A 20437-nucleotide genomic window follows, 5' to 3' on the forward strand; every position below is an offset into this window, starting at 1 on the left:
AACGCTCTGGCGAAATGCACGGCGGAAGTGCCTTGCATGGCAACGTGTTGCCGACTTGGGTGCAGCATGCGCTGTGCCTGGCGCGCCGCCTGTGACGTCTCGCTATCTGCGATGCGTGGCCCATAACGACGCGCACTCCCTCCCTCTTTCCCATTTACGTTAATCACGGCTCGATAGCATCCATATGTTTTGAATATGGATGGTGCTTTACATATGTATTTTACATTTGTGATGAGCGCCTTTACGATCTCCCCCACTGCGTCGCCGGCCTCTTTTTGCTGCAACGTCGAGTGCATCGCGACGCAAAAGAAAATAGAAAATCTCTGGAGACAGTCAGTGAAAAAACAACGTCTTGCCGCTATTCTTGCGGCAACTAGCTGTGTCTATGCACACGCGCAATCGTCCGTCACCCTTTATGGTGTCGCCGACACCAACATCGAATATCTGACTCATGCCAGTGCCACGGGCGGAGGGTTGATTCGAGAAAATTCAGGTGGACTGAGCAATTCGCGCTTCGGTTTCCGCGGCACCGAGGACCTGGGCGGCGGGGCATCCGCATGGTTCGTGCTCGAAGCCGGTTTCAACAGCAACGACGGCACGCCGGCCACCGCCGGCACGCTGTTCAACCGCACGGCGGCGGTTGGCTTGTCCAATGCATTGGGATCGCTCTCTGCGGGCCTGCAATACACGGCCATGTACGATCTGCTCGAAAAGTACGACCCGATGGGTTACGCGCCGCAGTACACATGGTTCCCGACCACCGGCTCCTCGGACGACTTCTCGTATAAAGCGCGCCTGAACAACTCCGTGAAGTACGTCGGCCAGTTTGCCGGCCTGAAGGCCATCGCCGACTATAGCTTCGGCGGCGACGCGGGTTCGTTCCAGAGCAGCGCGGCCTATGGCGGTGGCCTCGAGTATGGAATCGGCAGCTTCTCAGCCGCAGTGGCCTACGACTATCGCAATGGCGCGATCAACTCCAGCGGCACGTGGACGAAAAGCCGCAACCTGAGCCTCTCTGTCCTGCAACGCATCGGCGACAGCGAAATCATGGGCGGCTACGAACACTACCTGTACAACCCCACCAAGGGCGCGTCCGTATCTGCCGCGATGTGGTTCGGCGGTGTGCGTTACCGGTTTACCCCTGCCTTCCAGCTCACGGCCGCGACTTACTATCAGTCCAACAAGACGGCCGACGTGTCGAACTCGTGGATGGGAGTGCTGAGCGCCGACTATTCGTTCTCCAAGCGCACCGACGTCTACGCGACCGTAGCCTACGCAGCGGCTACGCGCTATGCGAACGGGACTTATACCCCTGTCGGCGTCACCGATGCCACTGCTTATGGACCGAACCAGACGGGCGTGACGCTCGGTATCCGGCACCGCTTCTAACACAATGAAATGGTAATGGCCGTCTTTCGGATGGCTAATCAATTTGCGTCAGGTCGAAACTTCTGCGCCGTTCTTCTGGCGTGCTTTGAGCCGCTCTGCAATGAGCGTGCTGAGTTTGCGTTGTACACGCACAAGTTGCGCACACAATAAGGGTAATTCGACCAGCCGCCCGCGTATGCCAAGCATGATCAGGCGTTTCTCGTGCCATGTTTCGCGGTTCGACCAGCGCGCCTTATAGTCGGCGCGCAACGGTCGAAAATCAAAATCGCGGCCATGCGCGTGCGACCACCTGACCACGAGATCGATCAGCAAAGAGCCGACCGAGTAGGTGCCGAAGGTTTCGTCGTAAGTGGTAATGAAATACTCCATCGTCTTCGACCCCACCAGGTTCACGGACGCCGCCACCGGCACGCCATCCATCTTCACGAAGGCAACGAGCGGAGTGGTAGCCAGATCCGTTCGTTGCGCCAGTGCGATAAAGAAATCGCGCACCTGGTCGTCCATCAGATAGGGTGTATCGACACCGCGGCTGATTGCCCATTGCCGCTTGTTGGCGAATAGCCATGTCAGGACGGCTTTGGCGTCGTCCACGGTCTGGCTCCAGCCGCATTCGAGCACGCCTTTGCCTTCGAGACGTTTGCGGTTGTAACGCAGACTATTGCGAAGCGCCTTGGGCAGCGTCGCCAGAAAATCATCGTAGCGGGGAAATTCGCGCAGACGGATCGAATAACCATCCAGGCCGCGCCAGCGCGCCGGCAGCCGGTCAAAAACCCACGACCGCGGCAGCCCCGCAAGCGATTTTTCTAACGGGCCGTCCACGCGAACCATCGCGATCTCGAGAATATCCGCGTTGACTCGCCTCACCGCCGCGGTGGCGTGGTCGTATAACTCGTCACTGCCATTGCTTTCAAGAAGGGGGCCGCCGTATTCTTCGCCGCTGCCACAGGTCAACGCTCTCGCGACGCGCACCAACCCTTTGCGGATAATCGAAACCGGCCACAGCGCGACTATCTCGTCGCCGCGCCGGACGAGCGCCACGTTCACGACACCGCCTGACGCGATGACGTGAGCGGCGCTGAGTTCGCAAAACGAAAATGTCAAACAGGATGGGCAATCTTCGGCCGCGGCAGCCAGCATGTCCCACGATTGACGCAACGCTGCAAACGCCGCAGGCGTTTCGATCACGGCCACTTCTTGCCGAAGCCGCACATTCGCGCACAGATTGCCCGCCATAGCCGAGAATCTATCGGAATTCACTTCGTCCATTTCCGCCATTTGAGCGCCCTCTTCCGACGAAATTAGCTGACCGATGCCGACGCGCTTGCGCCATCATCGTGACATTACGCGGCACCTCCGTCGCGCCGTCAATCAGGATTTTTTTGAGGCGTTCAAGTGCTCGTATGTTGTCCCGGCCACCACGACCAGCCGCGCGGCGCACGCTGCAATTCGACCACCGAGAGCGGCGCAATCTCAACGCGCGCGAACGACGCCGCAGGTGCATCCAGGGCATGAAGCAAAGCCGCTCGAATAATCGGCGCGTGTGTCACGGCAATCACCGTCCCGGTTGCGTCAATCGCATCAAGCCATGCACCGACGCGCGCAAGAACCTTTGCAAACGACTCCCCGCCATGCGGCGCCGCATCCGGATCACGAGTCCATGCGGCGAGTTCATCTGGCGCTTCATCCGCCAGTTCCGCGAGTCGCCGGCCGCGCCAGTCGCCATAGTCGAGGTCCGCGAGTTCCGGCACATCACGCGCAACGAGGCCTAAGGCCCGCGCGGTCTCACGTGCGCAAACAGCAGGACTGCTGAGCGCGAGTGCGTCGCGAGGCAAACGGATGCGTTCGCGCGAGGCCGTCGCCTCCGCGATACTCCGTGCATCCAGCTGATCGTCAGCGGGAAATCTGCCTTGCCGCATTGCAGGCGTAGCGGCGTGACTGATCAACACAACACGCTGATTCATGAGGTCCTTTAGTTGAAAACGATGCCAATTCGCGCACCGCGCACAAAGCAGGCACAAAGCGCCGAGCATTTACCCGCCCATGAAAGCTAAACGCGTAGAATACGCCTGACGCGGAGCACGGAAGCCGGTGCAAGCCCGGCGCGGTCGCGCCACTGTAAGCGGTTCATCGCAGAACCGAAAGCCAGACCCGAGCTCCGCGTATTCTCTTTTCATCATCCGCTATTGGGGCGCGCAACCCCTGGAGAAAGTCCGTCATGTCCGACACCGTATTGAACCCGGCCGCCGAGCCGACCGCCATTCCGCTGCGTGAACTGCTGCCGTGGATCATCTTCGGCGGCCTGATTATGCTGCTCGCCATCTACTTCGTGGGTGCTGAAGAAGGCGCAACCTCGCTCGTGCCCGGCATGTACGTCCATGAATTCGTCCACGACGGCCGCCATCTGCTTGGCTTCCCCTGCCACTGACGCGGAGTCCATCATGGTCGGTAAATTGCTGGTACGCGGCATGCTCACGGGCGTCGTCGCGGGACTTCTGACGTTCAGTTTCGCCAAGCTGGTCGGCGAACCCCAGGTGGATCAGGCGATCTCCTTCGAGGCAAAAGCCGATGCGGCAAAGGGTGAAGCGCCCGAGCCTGAAATCGTCAGCCGCCCTATCCAGGCCGGTCTCGGTCTTCTGACTGGCGTGATGACGTTTAGCGCGGCAATGGGCGGTCTGTTTGCACTCACGTTCGCCTATGCCTATGGCCGCGTCGGCAAACTCGGCGCGCGGTCGTTGTCCGCCTGGCTTGCGCTCGCGGCATTCATCACGCTGGTGATCGTGCCGAACATCAAATACCCTGCCAATCCGCCTTCGGTGGGTGACCCTGACACCATCGGCTTACGCACCGGCCTGTTCTTCCTGATGATCGCCATTTCCATCGCGACGATGGTGTTCTCGCTCAAGGTGCGCAAGCATCTCACGGCGAGCCTCGGTCTGTGGAATGCATCCATTCTGGCGGGCCTCGTGTTCGTGGTGATCATCGGCGCCGTGCAGTTGGGTCTGCCCGTGATCAACGAAGTGCCGGCGGCATTCCCGGCGGTGCTGCTGTGGAAATTCCGCGTCGCGGCAATCGGCATGCAGGTGATTTTGTGGACCACGACCGGCCTGCTGTTCGGCGCGCTGGCCGAGCGTTGCCAACGCGCTGCGTCAACGGGACGGATCGGCGGCGGCAAGTCGGCCTATCTTTAAGGAAACCATAGCAACCGTGCGAGCGCTTGCACTGTCCTCATGAAAAACGCCCGCATTCATGCGGGCATTTTTTTTGAGCGAACGTCACGCGCCTCAGCAACGCTCCAGCGCATACGACAGGTCCGCGATCAGATCGTCGGGATGCTCCAGTCCTACCGACACACGAATCAACCCTTCCGATACACCCGCCGCCGCGCGCGCCGCAGCGGGTACGCCCGAATGCGTCGTCGAGGACGGATGGCAAATCAACGATTCCGTGCCGCCCAGGCTCACCGCCGACTTGAACAGCGTCAGGCCATTGATGAGCTTGAACGCCTGCTCGCGCCCGCCATCGAGGATAAAGGCAAACGTCGAACCGGGCCCGGTGCACTGCCGCCGATAGACCTCCTGATAAAGCGGGTCTTCAATCAGTTCAGGATGCAACACCTTGACCGGATGATACGGATTGCCCGCGAGCCAGCGCGCGACCGCACTGCCGCTGCGGGCCGCCTGCTCCATGCGCAGAACCAGCGTCTCCATGGAACGCGTGATCATCCATGACGAATGCGGGTCGAGTTGCGAGCCGAGCGCGCTGCGAATCGAACGCACTTTCGTGACCAGGGCGCGGCTACCCGTCACGCCACCGGCCACCAGATCGCTATGGCCGCCGATGTACTTCGTCAGCGAATACACGTTAAGGTCGATGCCCTGCTTGACCGGCTTCTGATACAACGGCCCCAGCAGCGTGTTGTCGCACACCGAAAGCGGACGATAGCCATGGCGCGCTTCGAACGCATCGATCTCGCGGCGCAGCCCTTCCAGATCGAACAGGGAATTGGTCGGATTAGCCGGCGTCTCGATGTAGCACATGCGCACGTTGCCCTTCTTTGCCGCCGCTTCAAGCGCGTCGTGGATTGCCTGAACGGACAAGCCGTCCTCGATCACCTGAGACTGGATACCCCACTCCGGCAGAAACTTCGAGATCAGCGTTTCGGTGCCGCCATACAGCGGCACGGACTGGACCACGCAATCGCCGGGGCGCAGAAATGCCAGCAAGATCGCTGCAATAGCAGACATGCCGCTCGAAGTGACAACGGCCGCTTCCGAGCCGTCGAGCAGAGCAAGGCGGTCTTCGACGATCTCCAGATTCGGATGATTGAAGCGGCTATACACGAGGCCCGCGCTCTCGCCTTCTGGTAAAGGCTTGCGACCCGAAACCATGTCGAAGAAATCGGCGCCGTCTTCGGCGGTGCGAAACGCGAACGTCGAGGTCAAAAAGACTGGTGGCTTGACCGAGCCCTCCGAAAGGAAGGGATCGTAGCCATACGACATCATCTGGGTTTCGGGGTGCAGATCGCGATCGGCAATCTTGCGCTTGTGATAGTTGCGATAGGCCATGCTTTGCTCCATGCCATGTCGTAGGGAAGGTAGAACGGTAGTTGCAGTCCCAGCGCGCATTTCACGCCCGAAGAGGATCGCTCTGCGGGCTCACGCGCAACCATCCTACTCCATGGCAACGGATGCTTCAGGCCGAAGCGCGCAGCCTCTTCGCTGCCGCTACCATATTGGTCAGCGCCGGAATGACCTCTTCCCATTGACGCGTCTTCAGGCCGCAATCCGGATTCACCCACAGACGTTGCGCCGGAATGCGTTCCGCGGCCTTTTTCATCAGTTGTACGACATGTTCTTCGGTGGGGATGTTCGGCGAGTGAATGTCATACACGCCCGGGCCGATTTCGTTCGGGTAGTTGAAGTTGTCGAATGCGTCTAGCAGTTCCATATCCGAACGCGAAGTCTCGATGGTGATGACGTCCGCATCCATATCGGCGATCGACGCGATAATGTCGTTGAACTCCGAATAGCACATGTGCGTGTGGATCTGCGTTTCGTCATCCACGCCGTTGGCGGTGATGCGGAACGAGGTCACGGCCCAGTCGAGGTATTCCTTCCATTGCGATTTGCGCAGCGGCAGGCCTTCGCGCAAGGCCGCTTCGTCGATCTGGATCACGCGCACGCCGGCTTTTTCGAGGTCCAGCACTTCTGCACGGATCGCAAGAGCCAACTGATAGCACGACACCGAACGCGGCTGGTCGTCGCGCACGAAGGACCAGTTCAGAATCGTGACGGGACCCGTCAGCATGCCCTTCATCGGCCTGGTTGTGAGCGATTGCGCGTACTTGATCCACTCCACGGTCATCGCCTTCGGACGGCTGATGTCACCGAACAGAATGGGCGGCTTCACGCAGCGCGAACCATACGACTGCACCCAGCCGAACTGGCTGAAGGCATAACCATCGAGCTGTTCGCCGAAGTATTCGACCATATCGTTACGCTCGGCTTCGCCGTGCACCAGCACGTCCAGACCCAGCGCTTCCTGTTCTCGCACGCTGCGTTCGATCTCGGCGCGCATCGCGTTCCGATAGGTGGCTTCGTCCAGCGCGCCGCTCTTGAACTGGCTGCGCGCGTGACGAATCGTGCTGGTTTGCGGGAACGAGCCGATGGTCGTGGTCGGGTAAGGCGGCAACTTCAACAGCGCGGCCTGCTTGCCGGCGCGCGCCGGATAAGCGTTCTTGCGCTGGCCCAGCGCCGGGCTGATCTTCGCGAGCGCAGCCTTGACCGCTGGGTTGTTCACGCGCGACGAGGCACGGCGTGCGGCGATCGCCGCGCTGTTTGCGGCCAGTTCGGCCTGCACGGCGTCACGGCCCTGGTTCAATGCGGTGGCCAGAATATTCAGTTCATCCAACTTTTGCAGCGCGAAGGCGAGCCACGAACGGACTTCCGCATCCAGCTTCTGCTCACTTGCCAGATCCACCGGTACATGCAGCAGCGAGCACGACGGAGCGATCCACAGACGCTCGCCCAGTTGCTGCGCGACCGGTTCGAGCCAATCGAGCACGCCGGCCAGATCCGTCTTCCAGATGTTGCGGCCGTTGATCACGCCAAGCGACAACACGCGGTCTCGCGGCAGGTGCGCAATCACCGCATCGACTTCAGCGCGTGCATTGATCGTATCCAGATGCAGGCCATGCACCGGCAGCTTCACCGCCAGCGGCAGATTGCCGAGCAACTGACCGAAATACGTCGCCAGCAGGAGCTTGACCTTGCAGTTCGCCAATGCGTCATAGGCGGTGACATAGGCCTGCTGCCATCGCGCGGACAGTTCGGTGACGAGGACCGGTTCGTCGATCTGCACCCATTCGACACCTTGCGCGGCCAGCGTGGCCAGCAGTTCCGCATAGACGGGCAGGATGCGCGGCAGCAGCGCCAGCTTGTCGGAATCGTCCCTGGCCTTGCCAAGCGCGAGATAGGTCACCGGACCCACCAGCACCGGCTTGGCCTTGACGCCTTGCGCCTTGGCCTCGGCCAGTTGCTCCAGCAGACGCGAGGCGTCGAGCTCGAACTCGGTGTTCGCGCTGAACTCGGGGACGATGTAATGGTAGTTGGTGTCGAACCACTTGGTCATTTCGCCGGCCGCCACACCACCGCAGCAGGCCGCGTGGTCTTCGGCACCTTTGGCCGAACGGCCGCGCGCAACGCGAAAGTAATTGTCCAGCGTGTCGCCATGGAAGCCTTGCACGCGTTCCGGCAAATTGCCGAGCGTGAAGCTCATGTCCAGCACCTGGTCGTAAAAGGCGAAATCGCCGACAGCGGCCAGACCCAGATCAGCCTGGTGAGCCCAGTGACGTTGACGCAACTGCGCGCCCAGCGCTTTGAGCTCGTCGAGCGAGGACTCGCCTTTCCAGTAGGACTCGAGCGCGAATTTCAGTTCGCGCTTCGCGCCGATGCGGGGAAAGCCCAGATTGTGTGTGGTTACCATCGTGTCGCCTTGAATCGGTCGGTTGCGGATGGTGCATCCTATCCAACGCGGTTTATGAAGTAAAATGGTGATAATTCAATCAACCATTAGTTTTACTCATGCCACGTCATGCTTGAAAGAACTCATCTGGCGATCGTCCAGGCCGTCGACAAACACGGCTCGCTCACCGCTGCGGCGGACGTCCTGTACGTGACGCAATCGGCCCTCAGCCACTCCATGAAAAAGCTGGAGCAGCAGCTTGGCACGGATATCTGGCTGCGCGAAGGCCGCAATCTGCGTCTCACGCAAGCTGGCGAATACCTGCTGGCCGTAGCCAACCGTCTGCTGCCGCAACTGGATCTCGCCGAGGAACGCCTGAAACAGTATGCGCAGGGCGAACGCGGCGCGCTGCGCATCGGCATGGAATGCCATCCCTGCTATCAGTGGTTGCTCAAGGTGGTCTCGCCCTATCTGGCGCGCTGGCCGGACGTGGATGTCGACGTCAAACAGAAATTCCAGTTTGGCGGCATTGGCGCGTTATTCGGCTATGAGATCGATCTGCTGGTGACGCCGGATCCGCTCTTCAAACCAGGCCTGCGCTTCGAACCGGTGTTCGACTACGAGCAGGTGCTGGTGGTAAATCGCGAGCATGCGCTCGCCGGCGTCGAGTACGTGAAACCCGAGCAGTTGACACAGGAAGTGCTGGTTACCTATCCGGTAGAGACCGACCGGCTCGATATCTACAATCAGTTCTTGATGCCGGCCGGTGTGACGCCGCGCCGCCACAAGGCGATCGAAACCACCGACATCATGCTGCAAATGGTGGAAAGCGGCCGGGGCGTCGCCGCGCTGCCGCGCTGGCTGGTGGAAGAGTATGCGGACAAGATGAATCTGGTTCCAGTGCGGCTGGGACGCAAGGGCATCGCCAAGCAGATTTTCCTTGGCGCCCGCGAAACCGATGTCGACATCGATTACCTCAAGGCTTTTATCGAACTCGCACGCCTGCCGGCCGCGGTCTCAACTGAGCCTGAGGTAAAACGACGGCCGCGGCAGGCGCGCGGCCGGGCGGGTACCTGAACCTGTCAGCCTTCACCCCGCGGATGCGCGATGTATCCGCAGCGGCAAAAACATCGCCGCAGCGAAGGCCAGCAAGTGCAGGCCAGATAGCATCACAAACACCGGCAGAAATTGCTGCGGTTGGGCGCTCTTCGTGCCATGCACCGTCAACGAGATGACCACGGCAAGCAGCGTGGTCGCCAGTGGCCCGCTGACTCTTTGCGCAATGTTCAACGCGGTGTTCGCGACGGGAAGCCGCGCCTTGGGTATCGACGAATACGCGGCCGTTATCGACGGTATGCTGATCGTGCCCTGCCCCACGCCGGCGAGGAACAGACTGAGCGCGGCCCACGTCACGGAGAATTGATGTGTGGGCATCCAGAGAAACGCGAGCGTGCTCAGGAAAGCCAGCAACGCACCGCCCGCCGACACCGCGCGGCATCCGTAGCGTCCGGTTAAAAATCCTAGCAACGGAAACGAGCACATCATGCCAAGGCCGGTCGCGGCGACGAGCCAGCCCGCTTGCGCGGCAGACAAGGCGCAGCCCGCGATCAGATAAAGCGGCACCACCAGTTGCCGGCCGAACATGATGCCATTGGCAAAAAACTGCGTGAGCGCGGCGACCGAGAACGTCCGGTCCGCGAAGACCCGTATGTCGATCAGGGCTGAACTGCCCTTTCGCAAGGCATGCCACAGAAATCCCGCCAGCAAAGCGGCGCCTGCGAGCAAAATCCATTTTCCTTCGGTATGCGAAGCATTCTGCAATCCGTAGATAAAGGCGGCGAGTCCAGGGGAAATTAGCGCAAAGCCGACGAAATCGAACGGACGCTTTTGCAAGGAAGCGGTGTCGGGTGAAAGAAGCCATGCGGCCAGTCCGACGCCAAGCATGCCGACGGGAACGTTGAGGTAGAAAAGCCACGACCATGAGGCGTGCGCGAGAATCGTGCCGGCCAATACCGGACCGAGGATGGGTCCAAGCAGGATAGGCAGCGTGGTATAGCCCATCACGCGCGCCATGTTTTTTCCAGCGGCGCGCGCAATCATCATCTGCGTCATGGGCGCCAGCACGCCGCCCACCAGGCCCTGAAACACGCGTGCGCAGATCAGCTCGCTCATGGTTTGGGACACGCCGCATAAAATCGACGCCAACGTGAAGGTCGAGAAACAGAGCAGGTAGAGCCGCTTTGCGCCGATGCGATCCACCAGCCAGCCGTTGAGCGGCAACATCAGCGCCATGGCCAGCAGATAGCCGCTGACGATCCACTGCGCGGTCGCAATCGGCGCGTCTAATGCATGGCTGATCGTGGATAGCGAGACGTTGACCACCGTCGAATCGACCTGGGTCATGAACGGTCCGATTACAGCGACGACGGCCACCTTCCAGACCGACGGGCCAACGGACGCTGCGGAGGGTGCGGGTGCATCAACGTGCTTGCCGGTATCGCTCATCGCGAGTTCCTGTTGCCGATTCTTCGTTGCAAGCTCATTTGCCGGCCAGCCTCTTCATGATCCCTGCAGCCTTGAACAGCGTCTCGCGCTCTTCAGGCTCAAGCGCAGCGATGGCCTCGGAAAGCCACATCTGCTTCGCCTCGCGATTCTTCTTGCGCAACTGCGCGCCCTTCGGCGTAAGCTCGATCAGCATCTGACGCCCGTCGGTAGCATGCGGCGTGCGCGTGACGATGCCCATTTCCTCGAGCGCGGTGACGGTGGTGCCCATCGATTGCGGTTTCATTTTCTCGGCGCGCGCAAGAGCCGCGGTGGTGGCGGGGCCGTCGTTAGCCAGCCGTGACATGACCACGGCCTCCGTCATGGAAAGCTCTCCGGCATAGGATTCGTTGCGGGTGCGGCGAATGAGCAGACCCAGGGCCTGCATCAGATCCAGGACGGCCTGTTCAAACGTGCTGCTGGTGGACATAACTTTCCGAGCGGTAAGTTGGGTGTGTCGGGATCATGAAGGTAGACAGTCAAACTTGCAAGTTAACCTTTTAAGTTTGACTGTCCAATTTAGTCCAGATGCGGCGCCAGTCGTGGCCGAGGCTGTAGATTCGTCCGCGTCCCGGATCTTTTGCGCGCACGTTCAGTGGGGCCGGTGAAATTTTTTGCCTCCATCTGTTTACATTTTATTTTCATTTGAATTACAATTTGCCTTATTTACTCCGACGTAAGTGCACTTGTCAGTGTGTTCTAGACCCGCCACCTTCCCCTTAGGTGCGCGGGTCTTTTTTTGTCATACCGACGCCGAGGCATTGCCCGCCTGCCCGCCAACGTGATCCAGAACTCATTCATGTTACGAAAAGCACACACTTTCTTTACTTACATCAAACAAATTTTGACGAACTAATTCTGCCCTGATATGTTTCCGACCACAAACTGAAAGGTACGCTAAGTCATTTTGTTGGGTAGACCGGGGGGAACGCGTCGGCAGGTGTCGGAACATCGTTGAAGCGGGTGGGAAAACTGTTGAGTCGATTTTCCCATTTCATCAACTTAGGATAACTAATTCATTTTTCTCATAAAAGATTGAGGCTGCTGTCGCTCGTCTAAACAGAAAGCGCTCGACTTTTATGGAAGCCATGCGTACCTCTTACCAGGGCAATTCATTTGCTTAGCATAACTATTTATTTAGAAGCCGATTCCGACCTGAACCTTGAAGGAATCGTCGCCTAAGTCGCAAGAATCAACGGCAGTTCAAAGCAAGGCGGTGGGGTACCGCAAACGATCAGGCTCGCCAGGCCTTTTCGTATAACAACCGGCGTTAGTGGCGAGAGAGAAGATGAAACAGAAGGTTTTGGGTTCGGCCATAAGAAAGATACTTTGGGCCGAAATGGCTTTAACCGCGGTGGCGGGCAGTTCCGCGTTCGCGCAGAGCCAACCGGCGGCAGCGGATACAGTGGCAGCTTCGTCTGCTACGATCGCCCAGGCGAGTCCGCATGACGGCGGCACGGCGGTCGCCGCCGCTTCGGATGCGGCGGCTACACCGGCCGTCAAACAGCTCAAGAAATTCGAAGTGACAGGCTCGCTGATTCGCACCTCGGACAAGGTCGGCAATATCGAAGTCCAGACCATTACCGCCAAGGACATTCAGCAAAGCGGCTACACCACCGTCTCTGATTTCCTGCGCGGTACGGCGGCCAATTCGGCCAGTAGCTGGTCTCAGTCCACCATGAACAGCTCGGCGCCAGGGGGTGCAGGCATAGCGCTGCGCGGCCTGAGCGAAAAGTACACGCTGGTATTGGTGGACGGACAACGCGTCGCTAATTACGCGCAAGCGGTCAACTTCACCGACACGTTCTTCGACGTCAACGCGATCCCGCTGAGCATTGTCGATCACATCGACATCGTCAAGACCGGCGCGGTTTCGATCTACGGCTCGGATGCGATCGCCGGGGTCGTCAATATCATCACCAAGAAGAATTTCCAGGGACTGCAACTCGACACGCAACTCGGCAAGGCACAGCATCCCGGCAATGGGCAAGGTAGCTTCAGCGTGCTTGGCGGCTTCGGCGACCTCAACTCGGATCGCTTCAACGTCACGGCGGCCGCCAGCTACTACCGCGACAGCGGCTCGACGCTGGCCGACCGCGACATGACCTCCGGCCAAAACTTCACGCAGTACGACGGCGGTCACGCGGCGCCGTTAGGCCCGAACCAGCAAACCTTCTGGGCAACGCCTGGCGGCAACACGGCGCTCTCCCCCTGCCCGCCCGGCAGCAATCCGGCGGCGACTAACGGCCAGTCGTGCACGTACAACGTGGCCGCCGGCACGTCCCTGACGCCGGCTGTGACGCGCCTGAATGCGAAGGTTCGCGGCACCTTCAAGCTCGACGAAGACACCGAAGCGTATGCCGGCTTTTGGGTAAGCCGCGATGAAAACGTGCAGTTGCAAGGCCCCGCTTCGATCAGCAGCACGTCGAACGTGTTCAGCCCCACGACAGGTTCCGTCTCGCCGCTGCCCCTCACCGTGCCCGCGTCGAATCCCTATAACCCGTTTGGCGTCGGTACGCCGATCAATTTGACGTTCCCGAACAACGTAGGCGTGGCGGATACCGTGTCGACGTTCTGGATGGCTTCGACCGGTGTCAAAGGCTCGTTCAACACCGCGAAGCTGGGCAACTGGGATTGGTCCGCCGATTACGGCCACTCGCAAAGCACTGTCGACACGACATACTCGAACCGCCTGAACGTAGCGGGTCTCGAGAACATGCTGACGAACGGCACCTATAACTTCGCGAATCCTGCCGCGACGCCAAACGGCCTGAACGGCGTATTCACCGACGACAATCAGCAGTCGATTTCGAAAGTGGATAGCGTGACCGCCAAGACCTCGACCGCGAACCTGTTCACGCTGCCAACCGGTAATGTCGGTCTCGGCTTCGGCACGGAGTTCCGTCATGAGTCGTCGGTCATCAATCCGCAAACGCTGTCGTCGCGGGGCATCACGGCGCCGGCCAACGTGCAGTCGGTGGATAGTTCACGCAATGTGGCCGCGGCGTTCTATCAAATCGACATTCCGATCATCACCAATCTGACCTTCACGCAGGCCTCGCGTTACGACCATTACAGCGACTTCGGCGGCGCCTTCTCGCCGAGTTTCGCCCTGCGTTTCCAGCCGATTCGCATGTTGACCACTTTTGCGTCGTACAGCCGAGGTTTCCGCGCGCCCACCGGCGTCGAGAACTCGCAGGCGGTCTATCTGGGCCACCAGAATCTGGTGGATCCGAATGATCCGAGCGGCGTGCCCACCAAGCACTTCACAACCGAGCAGACCACCGGCAATCCCAACCTGCAACCTGAGCACACGAAGAACTACAACATCGGCTTCCAGCTTTCGCCGGACGCGCTGACGGATATTGGTGCGGCGTTCTACAAGGTGCATATCGACGGCGTGATCGGGACCGCAGATCCAAACGCGGTGCTGGATGCCAACGACCCGTCGACGGTAGTGCGCAATCCCGATGGCACGATCCGCTATATCGTGCAGCCGTTCGTCAACCTGGGCTCGCTCGATACCGACGGCTTCGACATGAACTTCCGCAAGGCGCTGCGCACGTCGTATGGCACGTTCACGCTAACCGGCGACTGGGCTTACGTATGGCATTACAAGCTGCGCAGCCCAGGGTCGGCGCCGCAGGACTTCGCCGGCAACAACCTCGCGTATCTGCAACCGTTCGGCGCCAGTACGCCGCGCTGGAAGGGCAATACGACGCTGTCCTACGACTTCCACAATCTGACGACTTCGTTGACCTGGGAATACACGGGCCCCTACACGAATGCGGTGGCGGCGGAGTTCGGCGACGGCGGCCCCGGTTCGGTGGCGTCGTACAGTCAGTTCAATCTGATGGCGAGTTATCGCGGCATCAAGCACTGGACAATCTATGGCGGCATCACGAATCTGTTCGACCGCAAGCCGCCGTTCGACGTCGAATGGCAGGCCACGCCGGACATCACCGGGTACGATCAATCGCTGTATACCGACCTTGGGCGCTTCTTCCAGATTGGTGCAACGTACCGATTCTAGTGGCGATACTTAACGTAACGTAATCCTAACTACTTTTCAGTAAGTAACGAGCTGCGCCGCTTCCTGTACGTTTTAACAGGAAGCGGCGCAGCGCCTCACATACCGGTCAAAGCATCTGTCGAACATCGATAATTTCGTGGGGCTACAAGCCCGCGAACCCGCGCCTCGTTGCCGACGAAACTCGGCAAGGTCGAGGACGATTACACGCCACGCCCAGCGAGCGGCTCTACCCGTTGCCCACCGAACCCGTCTCCGTCAACATCGGTTCAAGGCTTCGTCCGCAGTGGCACCCTCGCTGTCCGGCGCGTAGGCGATATCCGCCGGTCGCCTACGTCGCATCGATCTACGCCAAAGTCCAGGTTTTTTCCGCGCGTTCCCGTCCCCTCCGGGCAGTCGGCTTTGCGAAGCGCCAGCCCGCCCAGCCTGCGTTTCGTCCGAATCGCCCCACCCCAATCTCCCCCTTCGCATCGCCACGGCAGAAAACGTGGTGCGCCTGGCAGTGTTGCACGGTCCCTGGTCGTTGCCCGCCAACGGGCGTTGACCAATACTGGTCAGCATCAACAGGCCCTCACATGCAGCAATATTTTTCGAACCCGCTGATCTGATCTTTAAGGAGTATCGTATGACCGCCACTATCGCCGGTATCAGGATTCCCGACAGCATCATGGCGCGCGCCGCCACCGAACTCGTGCGCGACACCGAGCCGGACCTGCTGTATAACCATTCCCGTCGCGTGTTTCTGTTTGGTGCACTGGCGGGCGAGCGCAAACAGTTCAAGTACGACCCGGAGCTGCTGTATATCGGCGCAATGTTCCATGACATGGGCTTGATCGATGCATACAGCAGCAAGACCAACCGTTTTGAAGTGGACGGCGCCAACGCAGCACGCGACTTCCTCACGCAATACAGCGTCAACGAATACGATATCGAACAGGTATGGGCGTCCATCGCGCTGCATACGACGCCCGGTGTGCCCGAACATATGAAGCCGGTGGTTGCGCTGGTGACCGCCGGTGTCGAAATGGATGTGCTCGGGCTCGCTTATAACGAATTCAGCGAAGACCAGCGAATTCAGGTGGTCGCCGCGCATCCGCGTGAAACGACTTTCAAAAATGACATCATCGATGCATTTGCACATGGCACGATCAAGAAGCCCGAAACCACGTTCGGCAACGTCAAGGCGGATGTTCTCGAACTGCGCGACCCCACTTATAAGCGCCTGAATTTCTGCCAGATCATTCTGGGTTCGGCATGGGACGACAGCAAGGCCGGTCATGCGCATCACGCGGCTTGCAGTTGCTCGCATACCGCTCAGGCATAGCACTGAAAGAGCAGGGTCATCGTCGATCGCTCTTGCATTTCCCGTCATCCGCTCGCCCTCTTTGACATCAAAGGAGTTGATTAGCATGGCCAAGCTCACAACCGCATTCGGCGCACCCGTCGTCGACAACCAGAACATCAAGACCGCCGGCCCGCGCGGCCCGGCACTGCTCGAGGACGTATGGTTCCTCGAAAAGCTGGCGCATTTCGACCGCGAGGTGATTCCCGAGCGGCGCATGCATGCGAAGGGATCAGGCGCGTTCGGCACGTTCACCGTGACGCACGACATCACACGCTACACGCGAGCAAAGATTTTTTCGGAGATCGGCAAGAAGACCGAGATGTTTGCGCGTTTTTCGACCGTGGCCGGCGAACGCGGCGCGGCGGATGCGGAACGCGACATCCGCGGTTTCGCGCTGAAGTTCTATACCGAGGAAGGCAATTGGGACCTGGTGGGCAACAATACGCCGGTCTTTTTCCTGCGCGATCCGCTTAAGTTTCCCGACCTGAATCACGCCATCAAGCGCGACCCGCGCACCGGCCTGCGCAGCGCGGAGAGCAATTGGGACTTCTGGACCCAGCTTCCCGAAGCCTTGCACCAGGTCACGATCGTAATGAGCGAGCGCGGCATTCCGAAGACGTTCCGTCATATGCACGGATTCGGCAGCCACACGTTCAGCTTTATCAACGCGCAAAACGAGCGGTATTGGGTCAAGTTCCATTTCCGCTCGCAGCAAGGCATCGACAATCTGAGCGACGCCGAGGCGGAAGCGCTGGTTGGCCGCGATCGTGAGACGCATCATCGCGACCTTTACGAGTCCATCGAACGCGGCGAATTCCCGCGCTGGACGCTGTTTGTGCAGATCATGCCGGAGAAGGACGCGGGCAGCTATCACATCAACCCCTTCGATCTGACCAAGGTCTGGCCGAAAGGCGACTATCCGCTGATCGAAGTCGGTTTCTTCGAACTAAACCGTAATGCGGAGAATCACTTCGCCGATGTCGAGCAGGCCGCTTTCGCGCCGGCCAACGTCGTGCCTGGCATCAGCTTCTCGCCGGACAAGATGTTGCAGGGGCGGCTCTTTTCGTATGGCGACGCGCAGCGTTATCGCCTGAGCGTGAACTTCCATCAGATTCCGGTGAACTCGCCACGCGGCACGAAATATGTGCATAGCTATCATCGCGACGGGCTGATGCGTGTCGATGCGAATTCCGGCGGCGCAACTTCGTATGAGCCGAATACACGCGGCGAATGGCAGGAGCAGCCCGATTTCCGCGAGCCGCCGCTGTCGCTGGAAGGGATGGCGGATCACTGGAATCATCGCGTGGACGACGATTATTATTCACAACCGGGTGCGTTGTTCAGGCTGATGACGCCCGCGCAGAAACAGACGCTGTTCGAGAACACAGCGCGAGCGATGCGCGGGGTGTCGAAGGCGATTCAGCAACTGCATATCGAGCATTGCACGCTGGCGGATCGCGAGTATGGAATGGGGGTTGCCGGGGCTATCGAGGCGCTCGAAGGGCAAGCCGGCTAGACACCAGGCGGCGAGCACTGGCGCTGCGGGTTCGCGCGATTGACGAGGGAGTCGCGCGAACCCGCTATCATTTTGCTTTACCCGGCCTGATAAAGCCCTGCAAGATAGATGCGCAGCGAGACCACCGCCCGTCGCACTGCGCCATCACCGACATGACCGCCACGAAGCCCATCCCTCTAGACCTCCTCGTGCGTGAGATCCGCGCCTGCACCATTTGTGCCTCCGTGCTGCCGCATGCTCCACGTCCCATTGTCGCGGCATCCGCAGGCTCGCGAATTCTGATTATCGGCCAGGCGCCCGGTGCGCGAGTGCATGCGTCCGGTGTGCCATGGAGCGACGCGAGCGGCACGCGCCTGCGCACATGGCTCGGCGTCGACGAAGCATGCTTTTACGATGCTACGAAATTTGCGCTTGTGCCGATGGGTTTCTGTTTCCCTGGGCGCGGCGCGAGCGGCGATTTGCCGCCGCGTCCTGAATGCGCCGCGCATTGGCACCCTGCTTTGCTGGCACAGATGCGCTCGGTTCGCCTCACGCTGCTGATCGGACAATATGCGCAACGGTTCGGACTGGGCGCGACGTTCGGCGCAACGCTAACCGATAACCTGTTGCGGTGGCGGGAATTCGGCCCGCAGGTGATTCCGCTGCCACATCCGTCGCCGCGCAATATTGCCTGGTTCAAGCGCAATCCCTGGTTTGAAGCAGAGGTGTTGCCTACGTTACGCGAAAGGGTGGCGCAGGAATTGGCTGCGTGACGAGGCTCAGCGGTTTTCCATGCCAGGACGTGCGACATATCAAATATATCATCACGTGATATAATCGAGGTTCGTTAGCCTTGATGGATGTCCCATGAAAGTACGAACTCGCGGCCTGAACAAGGCCGACTTCGAGCAACTGTCGGAGTTTCGCTACCAGATGCGGCGCTTCGAGCGGTTCTCGGAACAGGCCGCCCAAAGCGAGGGCATTACGCCCCTGCAGTATCTGTTACTGCTGCATATCAAGGGATATCCGGAACGCGACTGGGCCACCATCGGCGAACTGGCAGAGCGGCTTCAGTCGCAGCATCACGGCGTCGTCGCGCTGGTGTCGCGTTGCGAAGCGCTCAATCTGGTACGCCGTCAGGTGAGCGAAAGCGATCGCCGCCAGGTGGAAGTGCACCTTGAAAAGGCCGGCGAGCGCCTGCTGGCCAAACTGGCGGAACTGCATCGCGCAGAACTGAAATCGCTCGAGGGTGCTTTCCAGATTCCACAGATCGACTTCGACTAACCATGAGCACGAATTCACACAAGCGTGACTTCTCGGTCAACGCACGGCTTCCCGCCATTTTTGCTTTGGCGGCATGCATCGGGGTGGTCAGCACATTCGCCGCCTTCGTCTTGCTGAATCTGATCCATCTGTTCACCAATCTGTTTTTCTTCGGCACGCTTTCGTTTGCCGACCGTTCGCCCGCCACCAACACGCTGGGTGTTTGGGTCATGGCTATACCGGTGATAGGCGGGCTGATCGTCGGCCTGATCGCGCGGTACGGTTCCGAGAAAATCCGCGGACACGGCATTCCTGAGGCTATCGAAGCAATCCTGTTCGGCAAGAGCAGGATGTCGCCTAAGGTGGCTGTGCTCAAGCCGCTGTCGTCCGGCATCGTGATCGGCAGCGGCGGCCCGTTCGGCGCGGAAGGGCCCATCATCATGACGGGCGGCGCGCTCGGCTCGCTGATCGCGCAATGCGTGAAGGTCACTTCGGCGGAACGCAAAACGCTGCTGGTGGCAGGCGCCGCGGCTGGCATGACGGCCGTGTTCGGCACCCCGGTGGCGGCCGTGCTGCTCGCGGTGGAACTGCTGCTGTTCGAATGGCGGCCACGCAGCTTCCTGCCGGTGGCGGTGGCCTGCGCGGTGGCCGGCTTTTGCCGCGCACTCTTCTTCGGCACGGGCCCGTTGTTTCCGCTTGAAACTGCCGCACCGGATGGCTGGGCGCTCTTCTCGTGCGTGATTGCCGGGTTGTTGTCGGGCGCCCTGGCATCAGGGCTTTCTGCGGCGCTGTACAAGACCGAAGACCTGTTCGGCAAATTGCCGCTCCACTGGATGTGGTGGCCCGCGCTGGGCGGCGTCGTGGTCGGCATCGGCGGATGGCTCGAACCGCGCGCCCTGGGTGTCGGTTATGACGTGATCGGCGATCTGCTGCATCAGCACATTGCCTTGCAGATAGCGCTTCTGCTGCTGGCCGTGAAGGCCGTCATGTGGGTCGTTGCGCTCGGGTCCGGCACGTCCGGCGGCGTGCTCGCGCCGCTGCTGATGCTTGGGGCCGGACTTGGCGCGGTGCTTTCGCATTGGCTGCCGGGCAACCAGCCGGTGTTGTGGCCGCTGGTCTGCATGGCCGCCACGCTCGGCGCCACGCTTGGCGCGCCGTTGACGGCAATCGTGTTCGCTTTCGGTCTCACCCATGACAGCAACGCGCTGCTGCCGTTGCTGAGCGCGACGCTGATCGCGCACGGCTTCGCGACGGTGACAATGCGCCGCTCGATCATGACCGAGAAAAGTAAGCGGCTCGTCCCCACCGTCGTAGGCGGTTGCTGCGATACACAGCAAAGTGATGTCCATCATTTGCGATTTGATGGACATCACTTTGTCAGAGTCTCCAGAGAAGAAGCATGGAAGTCGAG

16 protein-coding genes and 1 riboswitch are annotated in these 20437 nt (G+C 60.1%); of the genes, 10 read left to right on the plus strand and 6 right to left on the minus strand.

What is annotated here, in order from left to right; all coding sequences use genetic code 11:
- Positions 1-336: 336 nt before the first annotated feature.
- Positions 337-1389, plus strand: a complete 1053-nt coding sequence (locus FQ755_RS08870) for a porin (protein ID WP_260858443.1) — start codon at positions 337-339, stop codon at positions 1387-1389.
- Between the two features lie 48 nt (positions 1390-1437).
- Here FQ755_RS08870 and FQ755_RS08875 read toward each other — a convergent pair whose 3' ends face one another.
- Both FQ755_RS08875 and FQ755_RS08880 read right to left on the minus strand, forming a co-directional pair.
- Positions 1438-2646: a GNAT family N-acetyltransferase gene (locus tag FQ755_RS08875; protein WP_260858444.1), complete on the minus strand. Its 1209-nt coding sequence runs from the start codon at positions 2644-2646 to the stop codon at positions 1438-1440.
- Positions 2647-2777: 131 nt separating this feature from the next.
- Positions 2778-3350, minus strand: coding sequence for a histidine phosphatase family protein (locus FQ755_RS08880; protein ID WP_144153190.1), 573 nt, complete (start codon positions 3348-3350; stop codon positions 2778-2780).
- A gap of 119 nt (positions 3351-3469) precedes the next feature.
- Positions 3470-3537, plus strand: a riboswitch (cobalamin riboswitch).
- A gap of 67 nt (positions 3538-3604) precedes the next feature.
- Between FQ755_RS08880 and FQ755_RS08885 the strand changes: the two genes are divergently transcribed.
- Positions 3605-3814: a CbtB domain-containing protein gene (locus FQ755_RS08885; protein ID WP_144153192.1), complete on the plus strand. Its 210-nt coding sequence runs from the start codon at positions 3605-3607 to the stop codon at positions 3812-3814.
- 13 nt (positions 3815-3827) lie between these two features.
- Entirely contained in the window at positions 3828-4577 is a 750-nt protein-coding gene (locus FQ755_RS08890) for a CbtA family protein (protein WP_144153194.1), read from the plus strand.
- Positions 4578-4670: 93 nt separating this feature from the next.
- Here the strand turns inward: FQ755_RS08890 and FQ755_RS08895 are convergent, their stop codons facing one another.
- Together FQ755_RS08895 and metE are read right to left on the minus strand one after the other, a co-directional pair.
- Entirely contained in the window at positions 4671-5954 is a 1284-nt protein-coding gene (locus tag FQ755_RS08895; RefSeq protein ID WP_144153196.1) for a cystathionine gamma-synthase family protein, read from the minus strand.
- 127 nt (positions 5955-6081) lie between these two features.
- Positions 6082-8373, minus strand: a complete 2292-nt coding sequence (gene metE, locus FQ755_RS08900) for a 5-methyltetrahydropteroyltriglutamate--homocysteine S-methyltransferase (RefSeq protein ID WP_144153198.1) — start codon at positions 8371-8373, stop codon at positions 6082-6084.
- A gap of 108 nt (positions 8374-8481) precedes the next feature.
- Here metE and FQ755_RS08905 point away from each other — a divergent pair, with 108 nt between their 5' ends.
- Entirely contained in the window at positions 8482-9429 is a 948-nt protein-coding gene (locus FQ755_RS08905; RefSeq protein WP_144153200.1) for a LysR family transcriptional regulator, read from the plus strand.
- Positions 9430-9441: 12 nt separating this feature from the next.
- On the opposite strand, the gene FQ755_RS08910 is transcribed toward FQ755_RS08905, so the two are convergent.
- Together FQ755_RS08910 and FQ755_RS08915 are read right to left on the minus strand one after the other, a co-directional pair.
- A complete protein-coding gene (locus FQ755_RS08910) occupies positions 9442-10857 on the minus strand; it encodes a DHA2 family efflux MFS transporter permease subunit (RefSeq protein ID WP_144153202.1) in 1416 nt (471 codons plus the stop codon).
- Positions 10858-10891: 34 nt separating this feature from the next.
- Positions 10892-11323, minus strand: a complete 432-nt coding sequence (locus tag FQ755_RS08915; RefSeq protein WP_144153204.1) for a MarR family winged helix-turn-helix transcriptional regulator — start codon at positions 11321-11323, stop codon at positions 10892-10894.
- An 858-nt stretch (positions 11324-12181) separates the two neighbouring features.
- Here FQ755_RS08915 and FQ755_RS08920 point away from each other — a divergent pair.
- The 6 genes from FQ755_RS08920 to FQ755_RS08945 all read left to right on the plus strand — a co-directional run.
- Positions 12182-14926 (plus strand): TonB-dependent receptor, encoded by a 2745-nt coding sequence (locus FQ755_RS08920; RefSeq protein WP_144153206.1) that lies wholly within the window; start codon positions 12182-12184, stop codon positions 14924-14926.
- 622 nt (positions 14927-15548) lie between these two features.
- Complete coding sequence (locus FQ755_RS08925; protein WP_144153208.1) at positions 15549-16247, plus strand: HD domain-containing protein; 699 nt, start codon at positions 15549-15551, stop codon at positions 16245-16247.
- 85 nt (positions 16248-16332) lie between these two features.
- A complete protein-coding gene (locus FQ755_RS08930) occupies positions 16333-17784 on the plus strand; it encodes a catalase (RefSeq protein ID WP_144153210.1) in 1452 nt (483 codons plus the stop codon).
- A 152-nt stretch (positions 17785-17936) separates the two neighbouring features.
- Positions 17937-18536 carry a uracil-DNA glycosylase family protein gene (locus tag FQ755_RS08935; RefSeq protein ID WP_144153212.1) on the plus strand — a complete coding sequence of 200 codons (600 nt, stop codon included), beginning with the start codon at positions 17937-17939 and terminating at the stop codon, positions 18534-18536.
- Between the two features lie 94 nt (positions 18537-18630).
- Positions 18631-19047: a MarR family winged helix-turn-helix transcriptional regulator gene (locus tag FQ755_RS08940; protein WP_144153214.1), complete on the plus strand. Its 417-nt coding sequence runs from the start codon at positions 18631-18633 to the stop codon at positions 19045-19047.
- 2 nt (positions 19048-19049) lie between these two features.
- Positions 19050-20437, plus strand: a 1388-nt coding sequence (locus FQ755_RS08945; RefSeq protein WP_260858447.1) for a chloride channel protein, incomplete at its 3' end; no start/stop codon positions are given.

This window comes from Paraburkholderia sp. BCC1885 (assembly GCF_900996235.1).
In the GTDB taxonomy this organism is placed as follows: domain Bacteria; phylum Pseudomonadota; class Gammaproteobacteria; order Burkholderiales; family Burkholderiaceae; genus Paraburkholderia.